The organism is Serratia sp. H402Y (assembly GCF_051172415.1).
Taxonomy (GTDB): domain Bacteria; phylum Pseudomonadota; class Gammaproteobacteria; order Enterobacterales; family Enterobacteriaceae; genus Serratia; species Serratia ureilytica.
Genome location: NZ_JBPIYZ010000001.1, coordinates 59,676 through 77,199, shown reverse-complemented (window position 1 = coordinate 77,199; position 17,524 = coordinate 59,676). Strand labels below are relative to the sequence as shown.

Below are 17,524 nucleotides of genomic sequence, written 5' to 3'. Positions count from 1 at the left end.
CTGTTAGTTGCGCGCATGGAGAGGTTATTGTGTTAGAGAGTTTTGGCGTCCTGAATTTATGGACCTATTTGGCCGGGGTGGTCTTCATCATCATTCTGCCGGGGCCGAATACGCTGTACGTGCTGAAAACCGGCATATCGCGCGGCGTGCGCGCCGGCTATACCGCGGCGCTGGGCGTGTTTATCGGCGATGCGATCCTGATCTTTTGCGCCTATATCGGCGTGGCTTCGCTGATCCGCACCACGCCGTTCCTGTTTACCCTGGTGCGTTTTCTCGGCGCGATTTACCTGCTGTTCCTTGGCGCAAAAATCCTCTACGCCACCTTCGTGCAGAAGGCGCAGGCGCAACAGCAACAGATTGAGGGCGGCAACAGCATTCTGCGCAAATCGCTGACGCTGAGCCTGACCAACCCGAAAGCTATTCTGTTTTACGTGTCGTTCTTCGTACAGTTCATCGATTTCAACTACGCGCACACCGGGCTGTCGTTCACCATTCTGGCGCTGATCCTCGAAGCCGTCAGCTTTATCTACATGAGCACGCTGATCTTCTCCGGCGCGATGCTGGCGCATTTCTTCAACCACAAGAAAGGCCTGGCGAAGCTCGGCAACGGCCTGATCGGCCTGCTGTTCCTCGGTTTCGCCACCCGTCTGGCGACCCTGAGTTCGTAATCCTTCCCGGCCGGCACCCGCCGGCCGCGGTTTACTGTTCCGTCACGGCAAAATGACACGCAGGACAAATCGAATGTCAGGCAGAGCAAAGCCGCCGCTTTACCGCTGATCTAGACTCTCAGGGTTAACGATAACCTGATGAATCTGATCGGAGGATGTATGTCTGACAATACCGTAGCCGTGCTGGATAGCGTGTCGCGTTTTCTCGATCGTCAGCATGGGCTGTATATCGACGGCCAGTGGCGCGCGTCCGCCGCGGAAGGCCGCCTGGCGGTGTATAACCCCGCCAATGGGCAGCAAATCGCCACCACTGCCGACGCCAACGAACACGACGTGGCGCAGGCGGTGCAGTCCGCTCACAAAGCCTTCAGCGAAGGCGTCTGGGCGCAGCGTCTGCCGGTCGAGCGCGAACGCATCCTGCTGCGCTTCGCCGATCTGGTGGAGCAGCACGCCGAAGAGCTGGCGCAGCTCGAAACCCTGGAGCAGGGCAAATCCATCAACATCGCCCGCGCTTTCGAAGTCGGCAGCACCCTGAACTGGATGCGTTACACCGCCGGGCTGGCGACCAAAATCACCGGCCAGACGCTGGACGTGTCCATTCCGATGCCGCCGGGCGCCAAATATCAGGTTTATACCCGCAAAGAACCGATCGGCGTCGTCGCCGGCATCGTGCCCTGGAACTTCCCGCTGATGATCGGCATGTGGAAAGTCATGCCGGCGCTGGCGGCGGGCTGCTCCATCGTCATCAAGCCGTCGGAAACCACCCCGCTCACCCTGCTGCGCATCGCCGAACTGGCGAGCGAAGCCGGCGTGCCGCCGGGCGTGTTCAACGTGGTCACCGGCCGCGGCACCGTGTGCGGCAAGGCACTGACCGAACATCCGCTGATCGCCAAAGTCAGCTTTACCGGCTCCACGCCGGTGGGCAAAAGCATCGCGCGCGCGGCGGCGGATCGCCTGACCCGCGTGACGCTCGAGCTGGGCGGTAAAAACCCGGCCATCGTGCTGCAAGATGCCGATCCGCAGCAGGTGATCGAAGGCCTGATGCTCGGCAGCTTCCTCAACCAGGGGCAGGTGTGTGCCGCCAGCTCGCGAATTTATATCGAAGCGCCGATTTACGATCGGTTGGTGGCCGGATTCGAACAGGCGGTGAAATCGCTGTCAGTCGGGCCGGGGATGGATACCGGGGCACAAATCAACCCGCTGGTGTCGCTCGCGCACCGCAACAAGGTGGCGGCCTACCTGGACGACGCCCGGGCGAAAAACGCTGAGCTTATCGGCGGCGCGGCCGGCCCGGACGCCAACGGCTTCTACATTCCGCCGACGCTGGTGATCAACCCGGATGACCGGCTGAACCTGACGCGCGAGGAAGTGTTCGGCCCGGTGGTCAACCTGATCCGGGTGGCGAGCGCCGAAGAGGCGCTGAGCAAAGCCAACGACACCGACTTCGGGTTGACCGCCAGCCTGTGGACCACCAGCTTGCAAAAGGCGATGGCGTTTACGCCGCGCATTCAGGCCGGCACCGTGTGGGTCAACACCCATACGTTGATCGACCCGAACATGCCGTTCGGCGGGTTCAAACAGTCGGGCAGCGGCCGTGATTTCGGCCCGGATTGGCTGGATGCCTACACCGAGTCGAAATCGGTCTGCATCCGCTATTGAGTGCAGCGGCGCGGGCCTGGCCCGCGCCCTGACTTATTGATACTGTCGACGGTACTCGCTCGGCGACATGCCGAAACGCTGCTTGAAAGCGGTCGAGAAATGGCTGTGATCGGCGAAGCCCCAGTCAAGGCCAATGCCGGCCAGCTTTTCCTGCCCGGCGGCGCTGCGCAGCGCCTGCGCGCACAGATCCAACCTGCGGTTCCTGATGTACTGCGCCACCACCAGCCCCTGACGGGCGAACAGCCGATACAGGCTGCGTAACGATACCCCCAGCTCGGCCGCTACCCACTCAGGACGCAGTTGCGCCGACTGAATATGCCTGTCGATCAACGCCAGCGCCTTGTCAAAGACCGGGTGCTGCCCTTCCGGCCGCGCCTGTTCGAGCGCCAGAGCCGGGCGCAGCAGCGCCGCCAGCGCATTCAGCACCGCCTCGCTTTCCGCCGCGGCGAGCTGAGGATCCTGCATGCTGCTCAGCACCAGCTGGCGGCTGAGGCGCACCGCGCTCAGCTCCGCCCCCAGACGCTGCGCGCAAGGCGGCAGCAGCGGCAGGCAGCCGCGCGGCAGTAGCAAAGAGATTTGGCGCGAATCGCGCTGGAAGGTGAAGCTGCTGGGCTGTGAGGCGTCGATCAGCGTCATGTCGCCGGGAGAGAGCATCGTTTGGCGATCTCCCTGCTCCATCAACGCACTGCCGCGCAGCTGGAAGACGGTAAAAAAGTGTGCGCCGTCGCTGCGGGCGATGTCACGCGGCGTGCGATACAGCCGGGCCTGGGCCACGTCGACCACGCTCAGACGCAGCGCATGGGCGCGGAACTCCTGCATCGCCCCGCTGAAACCCGGCCCCAGCGTTTTCGCGCAGAACCTGCCGCAGGCGGTGTTGATTTTGCCCAGCCACTCTTCGAAGCCGGCGTCGCGGAGCGTTGCCAATGCCGTCATGATCTCTCCCTTCAAACGCCGGCGTCGCTGCGCCGTTGAACAGAAAATCACCATAACAATCCGTTAACACACAATCAATGGCGAGCGGGGGATTTGGCACCGCGATCACAGATCATCGGGTGCCGAAGGGAGAACCACCTTAAGGCTGTTTGTCCAACAGGTAACGCACCACCGCCGCGTACTCTTTGGCGTAGCCTTCAACACTGGTGGCGGCCATGCCGGCATTGTCTATCTTGTATTGGCCGGCCACGTAGAACGACGGGGTGCCGCGCACGTCAAACGCTTTCACCGCTTCATTCTGCTTGGCGATCAACCCTTTGACCAGCAGGCTGTGGCGCGCGTTTTCATAGGTGGCGGCATCGATGCCGGCCGCCGTGAACACCCGCTGAATATCGTCGGCGCTGTTGACGGCGCGCTGTTTTTGCACCGCGTCGAACATCGCCCCTTCAATCTTGTCTTCCACGCCCAGCACCGTCGCCACCGCCCAGGCTTCGGTCAGCGCATTGCCCAGTTTGCCCATCAGGCTGACGTGATATTTGGTGACCTTCTCGCCCGCGGGCAGCGCCTGCGCCACGGTGCTGCCCACACGGTAAGTTTCGGCGAACTGATAACAAGGGCCGCAGTAGAAGGAGAAGAACTCCACCACCGCCGGCGCGGCGGCCACCGGCTTATCCAGCCGGGTGTATTGCTCGCCCGCGCGGTAATCCGCGGCCTGAACCGCGGGCAGCGCCAACATCAATACGACGGCGGCGGCGAACGAACGCTTAACTTTTGCCAACATAAACACTCCTGGTTTCATCTATGAACATCGTCCTTAGCGGCGGTTTTTATAATCAAATAACCGCCAGAAGACCAGTTTTTATTACCTTCTATACCCTAAATAATTGGAGTTGCACCACGGCGGCAAGAGCGGGAGTCCCCAGGAGCTTACTCAAGTAAGTGACTGGGGTGAGCGCTCGCAGTCAACACAGATGCAGCTTCAAGTATGACGGGTATATTTGTGAGGGATTATGTTCAGCGCCCTTCGTAACCGTCCCAATAAGCGCCTACCGCTTCCTGCGAGAACACCTGGCGGCGTTTAGGGTTGTCGGAGCCGCTGTAAGTGCGGTTGATGAAAATGGTTTTGTGTTCCATGTTCTGCTGGAATTCCGGGCTGGCCAGATAGTCGGCCTTTTTCTGCGCCTCGCTGCGCGCCACGCCTGCCGCGCGATCCTTTTTCCCCAGCTGGTAGAACTGTTCGAACATCGGCACGGCGTTCTTAATACTGCCGTTCACATCGGTGCGGAATTGCGGATCGAAATCGTCGCGGGTTTGATAAATGTAGTGCTTGGCATGCAGCTCGGCGCTGCTGAGGTGATGGGTGCAGGCGCTGAGCGCCAACAGCGGCAACAACAGCGCCGCGCTTTTCAGTCTTTTCATGTCGTCTGTCCCTGTCAGTGAGGAAGGTTCCTTTAGCGCCAAGAGCATAGCGCCAGCCCCCGGCGAACGTCAAACGACAAAAACACGCATCGCCTTGTTTTATATTAATATTATATACATTGATTGGTATTCATTGCCTGAAACACTATGCTTTAACAGACAGGGTAAACACTCACCGACAGCGAGGCGGCCAATGAAACCGATCGACAAAAGCGTGGGGGAGTACGACCTCACGGCGGAAAAAAAAGCGGGCATGATCACCGGCACCATCCGCGGCGAACTGCCGGACAGCGACGCGAACCTGCCGCTGCTGCCCTTCTCCGGCACCTTCGCCGGCCCGAGCGTGGCCGAAGCCATCGCCGATATTCAGCAGCAGTTCCCCGACATCGAACCGGCGATTATCGACGATTTGCGCGAGGAACTGCTGAAGGCCGGATTCTAATCCGGATCGCAATGCCGCACGAACGGGCTGTACACCGGCGCGCCGGGCTTCAGCGCCAGATCGGCGTCAAAATCTTCATTGCGGTTGAACGGCACCGCCGGCCAGGCGGAAAACGCGTTCAAACCGTCCCGGTACGCCTGCGTCACCTGCGCCAACGCGGCGTTTTGCGCCTGCAGAGCCTCGCCCGCCAACCCGCCGCGCACGCCATAGACCAGGAACGGCTCCAGCACGCTAAAGCCGATATAGTGCAACGCATGCATGATGGGCCACAGCATCAGCCGCATATCGCCGTCGCGCCCGTTCGGCGCGCAGGCCTGTGCGGAAGCGCCGGCGGTGACGGTCAGCAGCGCCCGTTTGCCGCGCATTACGCCGTTCTCATGGCGATGGCGGCTGTCGTAGATCCCGCCGTAAACGAACACCCGATCCATCCAGCCTTTGATGATGGCCGGCGCGCCGAACCACCAGAAAGGAAACTGCAGCACCAGCGTATCCGCCCAGTGCAGCAGCTCGATATGCCGCCGGATCTCCGCCGGCAGCGCCTGAGTCGTCCAGTGATGGCGCTGCTCCTGCATCGCATCAAATCTGTCCGCCTGCTTTCTGCTGGGGTAATGGCCGGCGCCCTCGCGCGGATCAAATCCCTCCTGATACAGATCGACCGTCTTCACCTGATGCCCCTGCGCCAGGCAGGCCTGCCGCGCCTGTTCGGCCAAATGAGCATTGAAGGAATGCGGCTCGGGGTGAGCCAGCACAATCAGCACGTTCATCCTGTTTCTCCCGTTGTAAGGTGGTGCTGCTATGCTGTGGCTTTATCGCACCCTTGGCAATTACGCACCTGAAGGTAACCCCCAATGGCTTATCCCGGCGACGTCTATTCGAGCAAGTGCTCCGCGCGCGATGCGCTGGCGCTGATCTCCGGCAAGTGGGTGATGTTGATCCTGCCTGCGCTGGCGCAGCGCCCGATGCGCAACGGCGAACTGCTGCGCCGCATCGACGGCATTTCGCAGAAGGTGCTGACGCAAACGCTGCGCCAGCTGGAACGCAACGGGCTGCTTGAACGGCTGGATTTAAGTGAAAAGAATCAGGCGCATGTGGAATATCGGCTCAGCGCCGTCGCCTGCTCGCTGGTCGAGACGCTGACGGCGCTGGACCGCTGGGCGGAATACCATTTCCCCGAGCTGGACGCCGCCCGCGAGCGCTATGATGCCGACCGCAAGCGCGAGACCGAGTAAAGCGGTTTGGCAAGCAACGCGCGGCGCACAGAATGCGCAGGTGAGACGCTTGTTCCCGGTCTCGCCATCCGTTATCTATAGTTAATTCAATTCGCCGGTAACGGCCCACTCCACCTGAGGATCTTGCCTTGACGTTTTTAAAACACCCAATCGCCGCGCTGGTGCTGGCCGGCTGCGGCCTGCTGTCGGCGGGCGGCGCGCTGGCCGCTTCCGATGCGCTGGTGTACTGCACCGTTGCCTCGCCGGAATCGTTCAACCCGCAGCTCTCCAGCTCCGGGCCAACCTTTATCGCCACCTCGCAGGTGCTGTACAACCGCTTGGTGACGCTGCGCGAAAGCGATAAAACGCCCGCCCCGTCGCTGGCCACCGAGTGGAGCGTCAGCCCGGACGGCAAGACCTACACCTTTACCCTGCGCCAGGGCGTGAAATTCAACAGCAACAAATACTTCACCCCAACGCGCGACTTTAACGCCGAAGACGTGGTGTTCACCGTGATGCGGCAGAAGGATCCCGCCAACCCGTATCACAAGGTCTCCGGCGGCAACTATGAATACTTCACCGACATGGGTCTGGATAAGCTGATCACCAAGGTGGAAGCGGTGGACGAACACCACGTGCGCTTCACGCTGAGCCAGCCCAACGCCGCCTTCGTCGCCGACTGGGCGATGGATTTCGCCTCGATCCTGTCCGCCGAGTACGCCGACGCGATGCTGAAAAAGGGCACGCCGGAATACGTCGACAACTGGCCGATCGGCACCGGGCCGTTTGCGCTGCAGCAGTACAAGCAGGATTCGCTGATCCGCTACATCGCCAACCCGCACTACTGGCAGGGTGAAGTGGCCAGCAAGCACCTCATCTTCTCCATCACGCCGGATCCGCAGACCCGGCTGGCCAAGCTGAAAACCAACGAATGCCAGATCATCCCCGCGCCGCTGCCGGAACAGTTCGCCGCCATCAAGGCCGACGGCAACCTGCAGCTGCACGACATTACCGGGCTGAACGTCGGCTATCTGGCGTTCAACACCCAGAAAAAACCGTTCGACAACCTGCTGGTGCGTCAGGCGCTGAGCTACGCGGTGGACAAGAAAGCGATCATCGCCGCGGTGTTCAAAGACAGCGGCACACCGGCCAATTCGCTGCTGCCGCCGGGCATGCTGGGTTACAACGACAAGCTGCCGGAATACGCCTACGATCCGCAGAAGGCGCGCGAGCTGCTGAAGCAAGCCGGGCTGGAGCAGGGTTTTGAGACCGACATCTGGTCGATGCCGGTACAGCGCCCTTACAACCCGAACTCGAAGCGCATCGCCGAGATGATCCAGAGCGACTGGGCGAAGGTGGGCGTGAAGGCCAAGATCGTCACCTGGGAGTGGGGCCAGTATCTGGCCGGGCTGCGCAAAGGCGAGCAGCAGAGCGCGCTGTACGGCTGGGTATCGGACAACGGCGATCCGGACAACTTCGCCACCCTGCTCGGCTGCGCCGGGGTGCAGAGCGGCGCCAACGTGGCGCGCTGGTGCGATAAGGATTACGACCGGCTGATCCAGCAGGCGATCCAGGAGAACCAGCCGCAGGCGCGCGCCAAGCTGTACCAACAGGCGCAGGTGATCTTCGCCAAACAGGCGCCGTGGCTGCCGCTGGCCACCGGCAAAGTGTTCTACGCCACCCGCAGCAACCTGAGCGGCTACGTGGTGGACGTGAACGGCAGCGATTTCGCCAAGGCCAAATTGAACTGATCCCAGGCGCCGCAGCGAGGGCTGCGGCGCAACCCGCGTCATCGCTTAATAAGCTACCGGCCTCGGAATCTACCGCCTGTTAACTTCATACCTTACGACGCTCACGGCCTCCCCTGCCGTCAGGCGCATAACCCACTAAACCAATCGCTTAATAAGTGAGTTGAGCCTGGCGTTTTGCCTAAATTGCGCGCACGCGCTTTCCTCCGATGTAACATTTCGTTACCATCGGCGCACAGACCCTTTAACATCAAAAGGTAACCCGGTGCAGAACACCTACATGCCGTGGCAAATTCGCCTGCACTGGCTGGTGGCGATCCTGCTGGTCATCACCTGCGTCACCATCGAGCTGCGGGGCTTTGCCGAACCGGGCAGCGCACCGTGGTACGCGCTGGTTGTCACCCACTTCAGCAGCGGCGTGACGGTGTTTGCGCTGATGATCGCCCGCCTGTTCCTGCGCCGGCGCCGCCCCTCGCCCGCCATCGCGCCCAAACCGCCGAAGTGGCAAACCGGCATGGCGCACCTGACGCATACCCTGATTTATCTGCTGCTGCTGACGCTGCCAGTGCTGGGGGTGTATTCGCGCTATCTGGGCGGCAAGGAGTGGTATCTGTTCGGCCTGTCGATGCCGTTCACCGACGTGGCCGATCGGCCGCAGGCGCGGATGATTATCGGCTGGCATAAAACGCTGGCCTTATTCGGCTACTGGCTGATCGGCCTGCATGCCGCCGCCGCGCTGTTCCATCACTACATCGTCAAGGACAATGCGCTGGTGCGCATGCTGCCATCGATGAAAAAACGCTGAATACCCGGCACCAGGGATGACGTTTCGGGCCACGCCCGCTGACAGGGAATGACATGCAAACCCAATTTTTTAATGTGACCGTCGAACAATGCGCCTGCCAGCAGACGGCGCCCGACAACCTGGTGAGGATCATCGCCTCCGGCCAGACGTTCTTTTTTTACCGTGACGACTTCAGCGACAGCGAAAATCTGCTGGCCACGCTCGCCGCCGGCGATCGGGTGAAGATCGGCGCTCACCGCCTGCGTGACGGCAGCTACTGGCTGCACTGGCTGCTGCACGGCACGAAAGGCCGGCTGGAACCCGACAGAACGCTGAAATACAAGCTGAAATACTTCGCCCTGCTGGTGCTGGGCGCCGCGTTGGCCGGTGGCTTCCCGGCCGCCTTTTTCATCATGGACCGGGAAGATTCCTGGCTGACCATTGTCCTGTTCTTTATCGCCATCATCGCCGGCCTCATCGGCATCGGCATGGTGCTGTTCGTCGGTTCAGAGCTCTTGCTGATCGGGCATCGCGGCCGCAGGCGCCTGCTCAGGGCGCTGGATCGCGTGCTGCTGGGGCAAGACGTCACGCCGCCCGATTCGCTCAGCCTGAAAATCCCCGGCATCAGATACCGGGCCGTCCGCAAAGACGCCGTGCCGACGACCGCACCGCTGCAGACCGCACTTCCCCTTCCTGACGGCGTCGAGGCCTCCGGCATCGAGACGGTCAACGCCCTGAGCTACGAACTTCGCCACTATGAGATCCCGCGGCAGGTGCAGTATTTGGACACTTACGCGTGGCGTCAGAACGAGACGCACTTCGCGGTGACGACCCGTGCGCTCAACGTCCCCACGACCAAACTGCATCCGGTATTTCGTCGGCAGCATCCGCTTTTCATCGCTAAGGGCGATCCGCTGCAGGTGTTGTACTGCGAGAACGACACCGTCCCCGAGTTGCCTACGGTGCGCGGGATCATCAATCATCGCGACCGCCAGACCTATCTCATCGGCGGCAATCGCTACTTCACCGAAGCCGGCCTTAACCTGAGCGCGCGTGTCGTTTTCATCCTGGGCGCGATCATGATGTGTTTGATGCTCGGTCTGATCGTGTGGGATAACGCCGATACCCCAGCGGGCTTTTACCTGGATGCCTGGACCCTGAAGCGCCTCGGCAGTGAGTTGCCGCCGATTCTGCTGCTGATGATGCTGATGGTCAGCGGCCTGGCGCTGCTGATCGAGGGCTTCGCCCAGATCTGCCGCCTCTACGCTTTTGAGCAGCACCGCACGTTTAAGACGTTCAAATACCTGCGCAATCTGCGCCGCAGGCTATGGCGGCAGGAACAGGTGACGGAGCTGAAATGATGACGCTAGCGCTTTATAAAAGACCCCTTATTATCCTGACGCTGTTTTTGGCCAACGCGCTGGGCGTCTATTTCCTCGCCCCTGAACAACGCTATGCGCAGTGGCAATGGACCCAGAGCGACGAGGCGTTGCCGACAATAGCCCGTTACGATCTCATCCACAGCTACCCGGCGCAGAACGGCGCTCTGCTGCTCATCAGCAAAAGAAGTGAGACCAGCGCCTACAACAGCTTCTACGGCTGGGCGGCCAACTACCTCAGCCAGGTGTTATTCACCGGCCCGAAGGGGTTGCAGATGCTGGGGCAACTCGACGAATCAATCTACGATGCGGTTTGCGTCGAGCAGGAGTGCATGCTTTTTCTGTCCAAAGGGCGCCGGCTGGTCGATGTGCAACGGGGCACCATCGGGGCGCTGATCCCCTGGCCGGAGGGCGACGACAATCTGCCTTCCTTTATCGGCGGCAAACTGGTGGCGCTGTCGGGAAAGCGCGCGCTGTATTTCATCAGCACCGAAGGCGTATTCTACAGCCCGGACTTTGGCGCCCATTGGCGGCAGACGCTGGATCTGCCGGCGCTGTTGGATGAGCGACAGCTGCTGGGCTTTGAGCGCGGCGAGGAGGAGTCACCGACGGCTTACGCCTCCGGTAAGCGCAAATCCATGCCCGAGATCTTTACCGCCGTTGATGGCGATCGCGTGCTGTTTTGGATGAACCCGGTGCTCGGTTCCGGCGCCTTGCACATTGCCGTTAACGGCAAAACCGGCGAGGTGGCCGAACTGCATTGGCTAACGGTGCGCGTCAAGGAAAACGCGCAGGCTCCGGATGGCGGCATCTACCTGATCGCCCAAACTCTGGACAGAGGGCTGTATCAGCTTCTGCGGTATCAATCCGACGGGCAGTTGGCGGTGCTGTTGGAAAACGGCGATAAATCGCTGTATCAGCTGTGGGCGGGCAACGACAAGCTGGTCGCCCAAACGGATAACGGCGATGCGCGCCTTTCGCTGATTTTCGATCTGCGTTCATCCGAAGTGCGCTACCGACAGCCGTTGGAGTATCGCTACAACGGGCGCGACGACGCACGCCAAACCGTGATCGAACCGGAAAGCCACTATGGCGATGACGGGGAGACCCCCGCGCTGCCCTACTTCGTTCGCTATCGCTCCACCACGCCGTGAACATAAGGAACCTGCCATGCTGTTAGGTTATGGCGCCGGCGCCGCCGGCCTGCTGGCGCTGTTATTGGCCCTGCTGCTCGCCGGCATCCTGCTCGCCTGGTGGGGCTGGCGATACGCCGCCGCCCGCTGCGGCCGCCCGCGCCCGCCGCTTTCCTGGGGCGGCTATCTGTTGGCCTCGGCGCTGGCGATCTACCCGGTGGCGTTCGCGCTGATGCTGATCGACATTGCCCTTCAGGATCTCAAGAGCCAGCGGGCGGAAGAACGCTGGAATCGGCGCAGTTACCTGACGCTCGAGGCGGCAAAATCGTTCGGTGAAATCACCCTGCCGAAAGGCAGCTGGGTAAACCGGCAGGAGCCGCGCCAGCCCGGCACCGAAGACAGCCCCATCACGATGAACGGCGTGACTGCCGTGCGTTTTCCTCAGCCGCAGAGCGTGGCCGGCGTGCCGATCATCGCCTTCGAGGTTTTACCGCCGGTGATTGAGCTGGCAGGTGCGCATACCTTCACCCGTCCAACCGGCCAAACGGTGCACTGCGAAGCCGGTTGGCTGGTCTCTTTCTCTTTACCGCCGGATAAGCCGACCCCGCAGTGGGAGGAGTGGCAGGCCGGGCTGCCTGCGGCGGCGTTTCGGCCCAGCGACTGGATCTTTAGGGAGTGCTTCTCCGGCAGCCCGATCGCGGTGCTGACCTTGCACAACGGCGAAGTCAGGGTGCTGCCTTAAGCCTTACGCCTTACGCCGTGGCGTTGGGCAAACGCACGGTCACGCGGTTGTTGGCCGTTGGCAACTGCAGCGGCGTTTCCTGCCAACTTACCGCGATAACCAATACCGGCGGGGCCGGCACGCGCGGCTCACGCCCGCCTGGCCCCACGCTGTAGGCATCCCATTCAATCACAAACACCCCGCCGTCTTGCGGCTCGACCCGCTCGACGAAAAAGGTGGTGTCCGAACCGCGCCCGCCCGCCGGTTTATGCGCATAAGAGAGCAGGCTGAACCACTCGCCGGCGAAGTAGAGATGGTATAGGCCATCGACGATATGCTCGCCGCGGAACTGGCAGCCGCCGACGCTCAAACCGTCACCCGACGGGGATTCCGCCACGCGTTCGAGATCGCGCACGAAGCGATCGGTCGGCCTGTTATCCAACAACAGTTCATAAGGCGGCGTGTGCAGCAGCGCGGCAGGATCGTCCGCCTGGCGCAGATCCGCCGGCAACATCGCGCGCGCCGCCAGCACGCGGCCGCTGGGCAACGTGATCTCCAGCCGATCCGCCGGATCCGCTACCCACTGCGGCACCCACAGACCGCGCACAAGGTGCAACGGCGTGGCTTCCACCTGCCGACACGTCGCCCGCAGCCGCACCAACGCCTCAACGGAACCGGCGGCCAAGGCTCCCAGCTCGCGATCGGTCAACGCAGGCAGCGCATACATCGCCCGGGCGGCGGGCTCGTATACCGTCAGCTCCTCTCCCTCGCGGCTGCGGGTCGGTATCAGGCGCAGCTTGCCATCGTCCACGTCCTGCGGCGCGGCACAGGCGCCATGCACAATCGCCCCGTCGCGCAGCAGCAGCGTCCAAAAGCTGGGGCCGCCCATGCCCAGTTCCCCCACGCCGCCAATCTGCCGGTCGCTGTCGCCGGCGTGCGCCATCTCAATCGGCTGCGAACGCCAGTCGGTCTTGCGCCACTCTGCCGCTTCTTCGGGTTCTTGCCCGCTTTTAGCGGCGTACTTCGCCCATTGCAGCGCGGCAAACAGCGCGATGCACAGCACACCCCAAACCGGGTGATCCTGCCAAATCAATAACCAACCGACGATCAAAAGCGCCCAGGCGGCCATGGCGATATCCTTTTCGAAGAGAAAACCGCCTGATTCTAGCTCAGGCGGTTAGTGGGGTTGAAGCCTATGCCATGAATAATTAGCCGTTAAATAGAAAGGTAATAATTTCAGCGTTATTTCTGTGACTATGAAGTTCACATAAATAACGCTTCACCGAGTGGTCCCAGCGTAAAAACATAACTCTCTGTATCTCAATAAATATTTATTGCTCGATTAAAAAAACAGAAAGCGTAAAGAGAAAAAATCGCAATAATTTGTACATATTCTAAACATTGACTATGTTTAGACATACTATTTATATGCAGGAAAAAATACCGAATAAAAAATCAGAAAGGCGCTTAAAAAATTAACACAACCTTGCTTACCGCGAGGAAGAAAAACTCTTTTCCAGCAATATTCCGAGGATATTTTATCTCCACGGAACGGGTCACTTTGCGTTTTATCAGGCCAATAGGCTACACACCGCAATTAATATCATTATTAGCATTCCGGAGACCGACAATGAAAATCGTTACGGGCATTATCCTTACCTCTGTGGCCGCCTTCAGCGGCGCGGCTTACGCGGCCGATGCACAACCTACCACCGGCAACGCGGAAGTGATGCTGGAACACGTGCACGCCGTGATGGAAAACGGCAGCCCGGCGCCGCAGCACGACGCCGCCTGCCAAAAAGAACTTTCCATGCCGGAATCGAAATATATCGGCATGAAGGTCAAAACCGATTACACCATCAACAGCAGCACCATGATGATGTCGGCCAAGTCGATGTTCCCATCGCCGGATTCCATGAAACCCATGGAGCTGACGGTCGATCTCTCCGCGCTGGGCCTGGCGGATGTGTATGCCTTCGGCGCCTTTAAACCGGCCGCATTGCCGCAGGCCTATATTTATTTCACCATCGACAAGGATTTTAAAAATCCGGTCAGCACCTTTATGATCATTAACCAAGGCAAGCAATATAACTGCGTGATCTCCAGCTCGAATAAAATGATGAGCAAAGAGATGCGCGGCAAGATGATGATGAAGAAACAGTAACGGAATAAAAAACGGCGCTTCCCTTAGCAGGAAGCGCCGTCAGAAAAGCCTTAAATCAGACCAGGATTGTATTTCTGGTTGAATTTCTCTTCCGATTGGAACAGATAAATAATGCCTTCGATAAAGCCGACAATCGATGGGATCCCCGTCCAGCAGAACAGCAGGTAGAACAGCCCCCACCACTTCATCCCCAGGTAAAACTTGTGAATGCCCAGTCCGCCCAGGAAGATGGCCAACAGGGCCGCCGCGAGCTTGTCTTTTCTGCTCATAGTTCACTTCTCCTAACTTCTCACCGAACCACCGGCATGCCTAAAAACGGATGCCGCTCCACAGAGCGCCGCATCGCAATGCTTGAGGAGGAAAACATTCATCCATCAAGGCTCAACAGGGGTAATTATAACAGCGATTAATTAAACGGTTGTTTAACCGGCGAAAGGATAAGCAGGGGGATGCATGGAAAGTGAGGCTACAGATACTCGGTTTCGGCTCAAAAAAACACGCTCGCTCGCAGGAGCTCGTCGGCATAATAGATGAGCGAAAATTATCCCGCAGCCGTCATTGTAAGAGATAAGGTTAAAACAGATTTTCATTGCCTGATATCGGCATATCGTTATAATTTTTAGTTTCCCTGGTGAATGCCTGCAGACGATTAAAAGCAGCTCACTTGCAGGTGTTCAAAAAATGACTATATCACAACGCTAAAGCCCATCACGTTGAGTATTATGCGCCGCAATCGCATTCGCCATCAGTGCATAATCCTTGATGACCCCTTGGTGACGACGCCCTGAGCAGAAAATAAAATCACAGCGTTGCTCATCTTCGATCAGTTTTTTTGCCAGATGCCTGACTCGCAATTTGGGTGTTGCATTAATTCTGGTCACCCGCCCTCTTTCAGTTTCATTACTTTGCGGATGAACCTTTTCTTCATACTCGCCAATCATCAGGGTTATTTTATTAACGCTTTCAGCGATTGTTAACTTGCCATCAGGAAGCAACGCCCCATTCCCCCACCAGATCGATGGACTGGCCGCCAGATAATTTTGAAACGCGTCAGGATGGTTCAACAGCGTATAAAGTACAAAATGCCCGCCATGTGAATGACCTGCCAGCGTTTGTTTGTCTGTATTGATTGAGTAGCGTGACTCAACCCAGGGCTTAACGCATGCGGTGATAAACTGATAAAATGCCGGCGCTCCGCCACCGTCAATAAACTCTTTATCATCAGAGGGAACCGTATAGTCGCGGGTTCTTGCTTTTAGTATATCCACTCCATCCTGATAGCCGATGCCCACATAAAGAATATTGTCGTTGTTTCTACTCTGATGGCGTTCGGTCAGCTTGGAGAATTGAGTATTGGCATCGAGAAAGTAAAGCGCTTTTAAATCGCCATGCGCTTGCTTGTCATGAGCAATAAAAACCCTATAACGTTGACCATTAAAGTTAAAGTCCTTCGTTCTTGAAATCAAACATCCACACATAACAACCTCACTTTATAAATAAGCCAGTGATTTAACATTGGCGATAATGTCTTTTCCCAGATAAGAAAAGACGGTGAGGTTCAACCGTAGCAACGTATTATTCTGCTTACGACGCTTGCTGGTTGTGTGAATGATTAAACAAACACGTTTTTATTATACCTTGCAGCGCATTGCCACGTCGCGATAAGCAGAAATATCAACCGCAAGCGTTGCAGACGCCAGTGCTGCGTATTTTTACAAGGAAGGCAGTGAAACTTGAAATGGTGCCGATAATAGGAGTCGAACCTACGACCTTCGCATTACGAATGCGCTGCTCTACCAACTGAGCTATATCGGCATCGAGCCGGGCCTGCGGGGCAAGCCGGAAGTGCGTTGAACAAGGTAGACCTGCGCGCGAAATGAGTCAATAGCCCGCCGGGGCGTTTGGTTGTTTTGCAAGCAACCAGACTGTCGTGCAGTCCCCCTTTTCCAAAAACAATCAGGGCGCAGCATGGTGCGCCCTGACCTCTTTATGACCGCAATGCGGCCTTAGCTGCGCACCAGATCGTCGCCGTAGCCAATCCACTTGTAGGTGGTCAGCGCGTCCAGGCCCATCGGGCCGCGGGCGTGCAGTTTCTGGGTGCTCACCGCCACTTCCGCGCCCAGGCCGAACTGGCCGCCGTCGGTGAAGCGGGTGCTGGCGTTGACGTACACCGCCGAGGAGTCCACCGCGCGCACGAAGTGCTCGGCGCTGCTCAGCGAGCGGGTGAGGATCGCGTCGGAGTGGTTGGTGCCGTGAGTGCGGATGTGGTCGATGGCCTGATCGATATCGTCCACCAGCAATACGTTCAGATCCAGCGACAGCCATTCGTCGTCGTAATCCTCCGCGTTCACCGGCACCACCGTCGCAGGGCCGCCCTGCAGCAGCGGCAGCGCGTTTTCCGCCGCGTGCAGCGTCACGCCCGCCGCCGCCATTTTGGCGCTCAGCGCCGGCAGGAACTCGGCGGCGATGCTGCGGTTCACCAGCAGCGTCTCCAGCGAGTTACAGGCGCTCGGGCGCTGGATCTTGGCGTTTTCAATCACCGTCAGCGCCTTGTCGAAATCAACGTCGGCATCCACGTAGGTGTGGCACACGCCGATGCCGCCGGTGATCACCGGGATGGTCGATTGCTCGCGACACAGCTTGTGCAGGCCGGCGCCGCCGCGCGGGATCAGCATGTCGACGTAGCGATCCAGGCGCAGCAGTTCGTTCACCAGCGCGCGATCCGGGCTGTCGATCGCCTGCACCGCCGCCGCCGGCAGGCCACACTGTTCCAACGCCTGCTGGATCACTTTCACCGTCGCCTGGTTGGTGTTGTGCGTCTCTTTACCGCCGCGCAGGATCACTGCGTTGCCGGTTTTCAGGCACAGGCTGGCGACGTCGATGGTGACGTTCGGCCGCGCCTCGTAAATCACGCCGATCACGCCGAGCGGCACCCGCCGGCGCTCCAGCTTCAGCCCGCTGTCCAGCAGGTTGCCGTCCAGCACGTGGCCGACCGGATCGTTCAGGCGGCATACCTGGCGCACGTCGTTGGCGATCGCCGCCAGCCGCGCCGGGGTCAGCAACAGGCGATCGAGCAGCGCATCGCTCATGCCGGTGGCGCGCGCCTGCGCCATGTCTTGTTCGTTCGCCAGCAGGATCGCTTCACTGTTGGCTTCCAACCTGTCGGCCATCACCGACAGCACCTGATTCTTCTTCGCCGTGCTCAGCACCGCCAGCTGCCAGGAGGCCTGCTTGGCGGCCTTCCCCATCTGCTCCAGCATGCTCAC

Annotated in this window: 18 protein-coding genes and 1 tRNA gene; 10 read left to right on the top strand and 9 right to left on the bottom strand. The window is 59.5% G+C overall.

The window, feature by feature from the left end; all coding sequences use genetic code 11:
* The first annotated feature begins 29 nt into the window (after positions 1–29).
* The gene (gene leuE / locus ACSBQS_RS00415) at positions 30–668 is read left to right on the top strand and encodes a leucine efflux protein LeuE (protein WP_033641999.1); all 639 of its coding nucleotides are present in this window, start codon (positions 30–32) and stop codon (positions 666–668) included.
* 159 nt (positions 669–827) lie between these two features.
* Positions 828–2,327: an aldehyde dehydrogenase family protein gene (locus ACSBQS_RS00410; protein WP_047025790.1), complete on the top strand. Its 1,500-nt coding sequence runs from the start codon at positions 828–830 to the stop codon at positions 2,325–2,327.
* A 33-nt stretch (positions 2,328–2,360) separates the two neighbouring features.
* Here the strand turns inward: ACSBQS_RS00410 and feaR are convergent, their stop codons facing one another.
* From feaR to ACSBQS_RS00395, 3 genes are all read right to left on the bottom strand, one after another.
* Positions 2,361–3,260: a transcriptional regulator FeaR gene (feaR, locus tag ACSBQS_RS00405; protein WP_033651181.1), complete on the bottom strand. Its 900-nt coding sequence runs from the start codon at positions 3,258–3,260 to the stop codon at positions 2,361–2,363.
* 139 nt (positions 3,261–3,399) lie between these two features.
* The gene (locus tag ACSBQS_RS00400) at positions 3,400–4,041 is read right to left on the bottom strand and encodes a DsbA family protein (RefSeq protein ID WP_033651040.1); all 642 of its coding nucleotides are present in this window, start codon (positions 4,039–4,041) and stop codon (positions 3,400–3,402) included.
* Between the two features lie 233 nt (positions 4,042–4,274).
* Complete coding sequence (locus ACSBQS_RS00395) at positions 4,275–4,679, bottom strand: Exc2 family lipoprotein (protein ID WP_033651039.1); 405 nt, start codon at positions 4,677–4,679, stop codon at positions 4,275–4,277.
* 193 nt (positions 4,680–4,872) lie between these two features.
* Between ACSBQS_RS00395 and ACSBQS_RS00390 the strand changes: the two genes are divergently transcribed.
* Positions 4,873–5,121: a hypothetical protein gene (locus ACSBQS_RS00390; protein WP_004940639.1), complete on the top strand. Its 249-nt coding sequence runs from the start codon at positions 4,873–4,875 to the stop codon at positions 5,119–5,121.
* Here ACSBQS_RS00390 and ACSBQS_RS00385 read toward each other — a convergent pair.
* On the bottom strand, positions 5,118–5,885 hold the full coding sequence (locus ACSBQS_RS00385) for an NAD(P)H-dependent oxidoreductase (protein WP_033651038.1): 768 nt from the start codon (positions 5,883–5,885) through the stop codon (positions 5,118–5,120). The genes ACSBQS_RS00390 and ACSBQS_RS00385 overlap by 4 nt on opposite strands.
* Positions 5,886–5,969: 84 nt before the next feature.
* Here ACSBQS_RS00385 and ACSBQS_RS00380 point away from each other — a divergent pair, with 84 nt between their 5' ends.
* The 6 genes from ACSBQS_RS00380 to ACSBQS_RS00355 all read left to right on the top strand — a co-directional run bounded on the left by ACSBQS_RS00380 (position 5,970) and on the right by ACSBQS_RS00355 (position 12,115).
* Positions 5,970–6,350, top strand: a complete 381-nt coding sequence (locus tag ACSBQS_RS00380; RefSeq protein ID WP_033651037.1) for a winged helix-turn-helix transcriptional regulator — start codon at positions 5,970–5,972, stop codon at positions 6,348–6,350.
* Positions 6,351–6,478: 128 nt separating this feature from the next.
* Positions 6,479–8,080, top strand: coding sequence for an ABC transporter substrate-binding protein (locus ACSBQS_RS00375; protein WP_033651036.1), 1,602 nt, complete (start codon positions 6,479–6,481; stop codon positions 8,078–8,080).
* Positions 8,081–8,357: 277 nt separating this feature from the next.
* Complete coding sequence (gene cybB / locus ACSBQS_RS00370) at positions 8,358–8,882, top strand: cytochrome b561 (RefSeq protein ID WP_434990841.1); 525 nt, start codon at positions 8,358–8,360, stop codon at positions 8,880–8,882.
* A 53-nt stretch (positions 8,883–8,935) separates the two neighbouring features.
* Positions 8,936–10,222, top strand: a complete 1,287-nt coding sequence (locus ACSBQS_RS00365) for a hypothetical protein (protein WP_047025792.1) — start codon at positions 8,936–8,938, stop codon at positions 10,220–10,222.
* Positions 10,219–11,394 carry a hypothetical protein gene (locus ACSBQS_RS00360; RefSeq protein WP_434989423.1) on the top strand — a complete coding sequence of 392 codons (1,176 nt, stop codon included), beginning with the start codon at positions 10,219–10,221 and terminating at the stop codon, positions 11,392–11,394. Before ACSBQS_RS00365 ends, ACSBQS_RS00360 begins: the two co-directional genes overlap by 4 nt.
* 16 nt (positions 11,395–11,410) lie before the next feature.
* A complete protein-coding gene (locus tag ACSBQS_RS00355) occupies positions 11,411–12,115 on the top strand; it encodes a hypothetical protein (protein WP_434989421.1) in 705 nt (234 codons plus the stop codon).
* Positions 12,116–12,125: 10 nt separating this feature from the next.
* On the opposite strand, the gene ACSBQS_RS00350 is transcribed toward ACSBQS_RS00355, so the two are convergent.
* On the bottom strand, positions 12,126–13,223 hold the full coding sequence (locus tag ACSBQS_RS00350) for a hypothetical protein (protein WP_047025794.1): 1,098 nt from the start codon (positions 13,221–13,223) through the stop codon (positions 12,126–12,128).
* A 501-nt stretch (positions 13,224–13,724) separates the two neighbouring features.
* Here ACSBQS_RS00350 and ACSBQS_RS00345 point away from each other — a divergent pair.
* The gene (locus tag ACSBQS_RS00345) at positions 13,725–14,258 is read left to right on the top strand and encodes a hypothetical protein (RefSeq protein ID WP_033651031.1); all 534 of its coding nucleotides are present in this window, start codon (positions 13,725–13,727) and stop codon (positions 14,256–14,258) included.
* 50 nt (positions 14,259–14,308) lie between these two features.
* Here ACSBQS_RS00345 and ACSBQS_RS00340 read toward each other — a convergent pair whose 3' ends face one another.
* The 4 genes from ACSBQS_RS00340 to proA form a co-directional block, all read right to left on the bottom strand.
* The gene (locus ACSBQS_RS00340) at positions 14,309–14,527 is read right to left on the bottom strand and encodes a TM2 domain-containing protein (protein ID WP_033641985.1); all 219 of its coding nucleotides are present in this window, start codon (positions 14,525–14,527) and stop codon (positions 14,309–14,311) included.
* 429 nt (positions 14,528–14,956) lie between these two features.
* Complete coding sequence (locus tag ACSBQS_RS00335) at positions 14,957–15,736, bottom strand: alpha/beta hydrolase (protein ID WP_089196618.1); 780 nt, start codon at positions 15,734–15,736, stop codon at positions 14,957–14,959.
* Between the two features lie 261 nt (positions 15,737–15,997).
* Positions 15,998–16,073: transfer RNA gene (locus tag ACSBQS_RS00330), tRNA-Thr, on the bottom strand.
* A 191-nt stretch (positions 16,074–16,264) separates the two neighbouring features.
* A complete protein-coding gene (gene proA / locus ACSBQS_RS00325) occupies positions 16,265–17,518 on the bottom strand; it encodes a glutamate-5-semialdehyde dehydrogenase (RefSeq protein ID WP_342164351.1) in 1,254 nt (417 codons plus the stop codon).
* Between the last annotated feature and the right edge of the window lie 6 nt (positions 17,519–17,524).

What these genes read in the sequence shown, in the direction of transcription:
- ACSBQS_RS00380 (WP_033651037.1), top strand. Translation starts at nt 5,970, where the DNA reads ATGGCTTATCCCGGCGACGTCTATTCGAGCAAGTGCTCCGCGCGCGAT.
- ACSBQS_RS00410 (WP_047025790.1), top strand. Translation starts at nt 828, where the DNA reads ATGTCTGACAATACCGTAGCCGTGCTGGATAGCGTGTCGCGTTTTCTC.
- feaR (WP_033651181.1), bottom strand. Translation starts at nt 3,260, where the DNA reads ATGACGGCATTGGCAACGCTCCGCGACGCCGGCTTCGAAGAGTGGCTG.
- ACSBQS_RS00385 (WP_033651038.1), bottom strand. Translation starts at nt 5,885, where the DNA reads ATGAACGTGCTGATTGTGCTGGCTCACCCCGAGCCGCATTCCTTCAAT.
- ACSBQS_RS00350 (WP_047025794.1), bottom strand. Translation starts at nt 13,223, where the DNA reads ATGGCCGCCTGGGCGCTTTTGATCGTCGGTTGGTTATTGATTTGGCAG.
- ACSBQS_RS00395 (WP_033651039.1), bottom strand. Translation starts at nt 4,679, where the DNA reads ATGAAAAGACTGAAAAGCGCGGCGCTGTTGTTGCCGCTGTTGGCGCTC.
- ACSBQS_RS00360 (WP_434989423.1), top strand. Translation starts at nt 10,219, where the DNA reads ATGATGACGCTAGCGCTTTATAAAAGACCCCTTATTATCCTGACGCTG.
- ACSBQS_RS00335 (WP_089196618.1), bottom strand. Translation starts at nt 15,736, where the DNA reads ATGTGTGGATGTTTGATTTCAAGAACGAAGGACTTTAACTTTAATGGT.
- ACSBQS_RS00390 (WP_004940639.1), top strand. Translation starts at nt 4,873, where the DNA reads ATGAAACCGATCGACAAAAGCGTGGGGGAGTACGACCTCACGGCGGAA.
- ACSBQS_RS00365 (WP_047025792.1), top strand. Translation starts at nt 8,936, where the DNA reads ATGCAAACCCAATTTTTTAATGTGACCGTCGAACAATGCGCCTGCCAG.
- ACSBQS_RS00400 (WP_033651040.1), bottom strand. Translation starts at nt 4,041, where the DNA reads ATGTTGGCAAAAGTTAAGCGTTCGTTCGCCGCCGCCGTCGTATTGATG.
- ACSBQS_RS00345 (WP_033651031.1), top strand. Translation starts at nt 13,725, where the DNA reads ATGAAAATCGTTACGGGCATTATCCTTACCTCTGTGGCCGCCTTCAGC.
- proA (WP_342164351.1), bottom strand. Translation starts at nt 17,518, where the DNA reads ATGCTGGAGCAGATGGGGAAGGCCGCCAAGCAGGCCTCCTGGCAGCTG.
- cybB (WP_434990841.1), top strand. Translation starts at nt 8,358, where the DNA reads ATGCCGTGGCAAATTCGCCTGCACTGGCTGGTGGCGATCCTGCTGGTC.
- ACSBQS_RS00355 (WP_434989421.1), top strand. Translation starts at nt 11,411, where the DNA reads ATGCTGTTAGGTTATGGCGCCGGCGCCGCCGGCCTGCTGGCGCTGTTA.
- ACSBQS_RS00340 (WP_033641985.1), bottom strand. Translation starts at nt 14,527, where the DNA reads ATGAGCAGAAAAGACAAGCTCGCGGCGGCCCTGTTGGCCATCTTCCTG.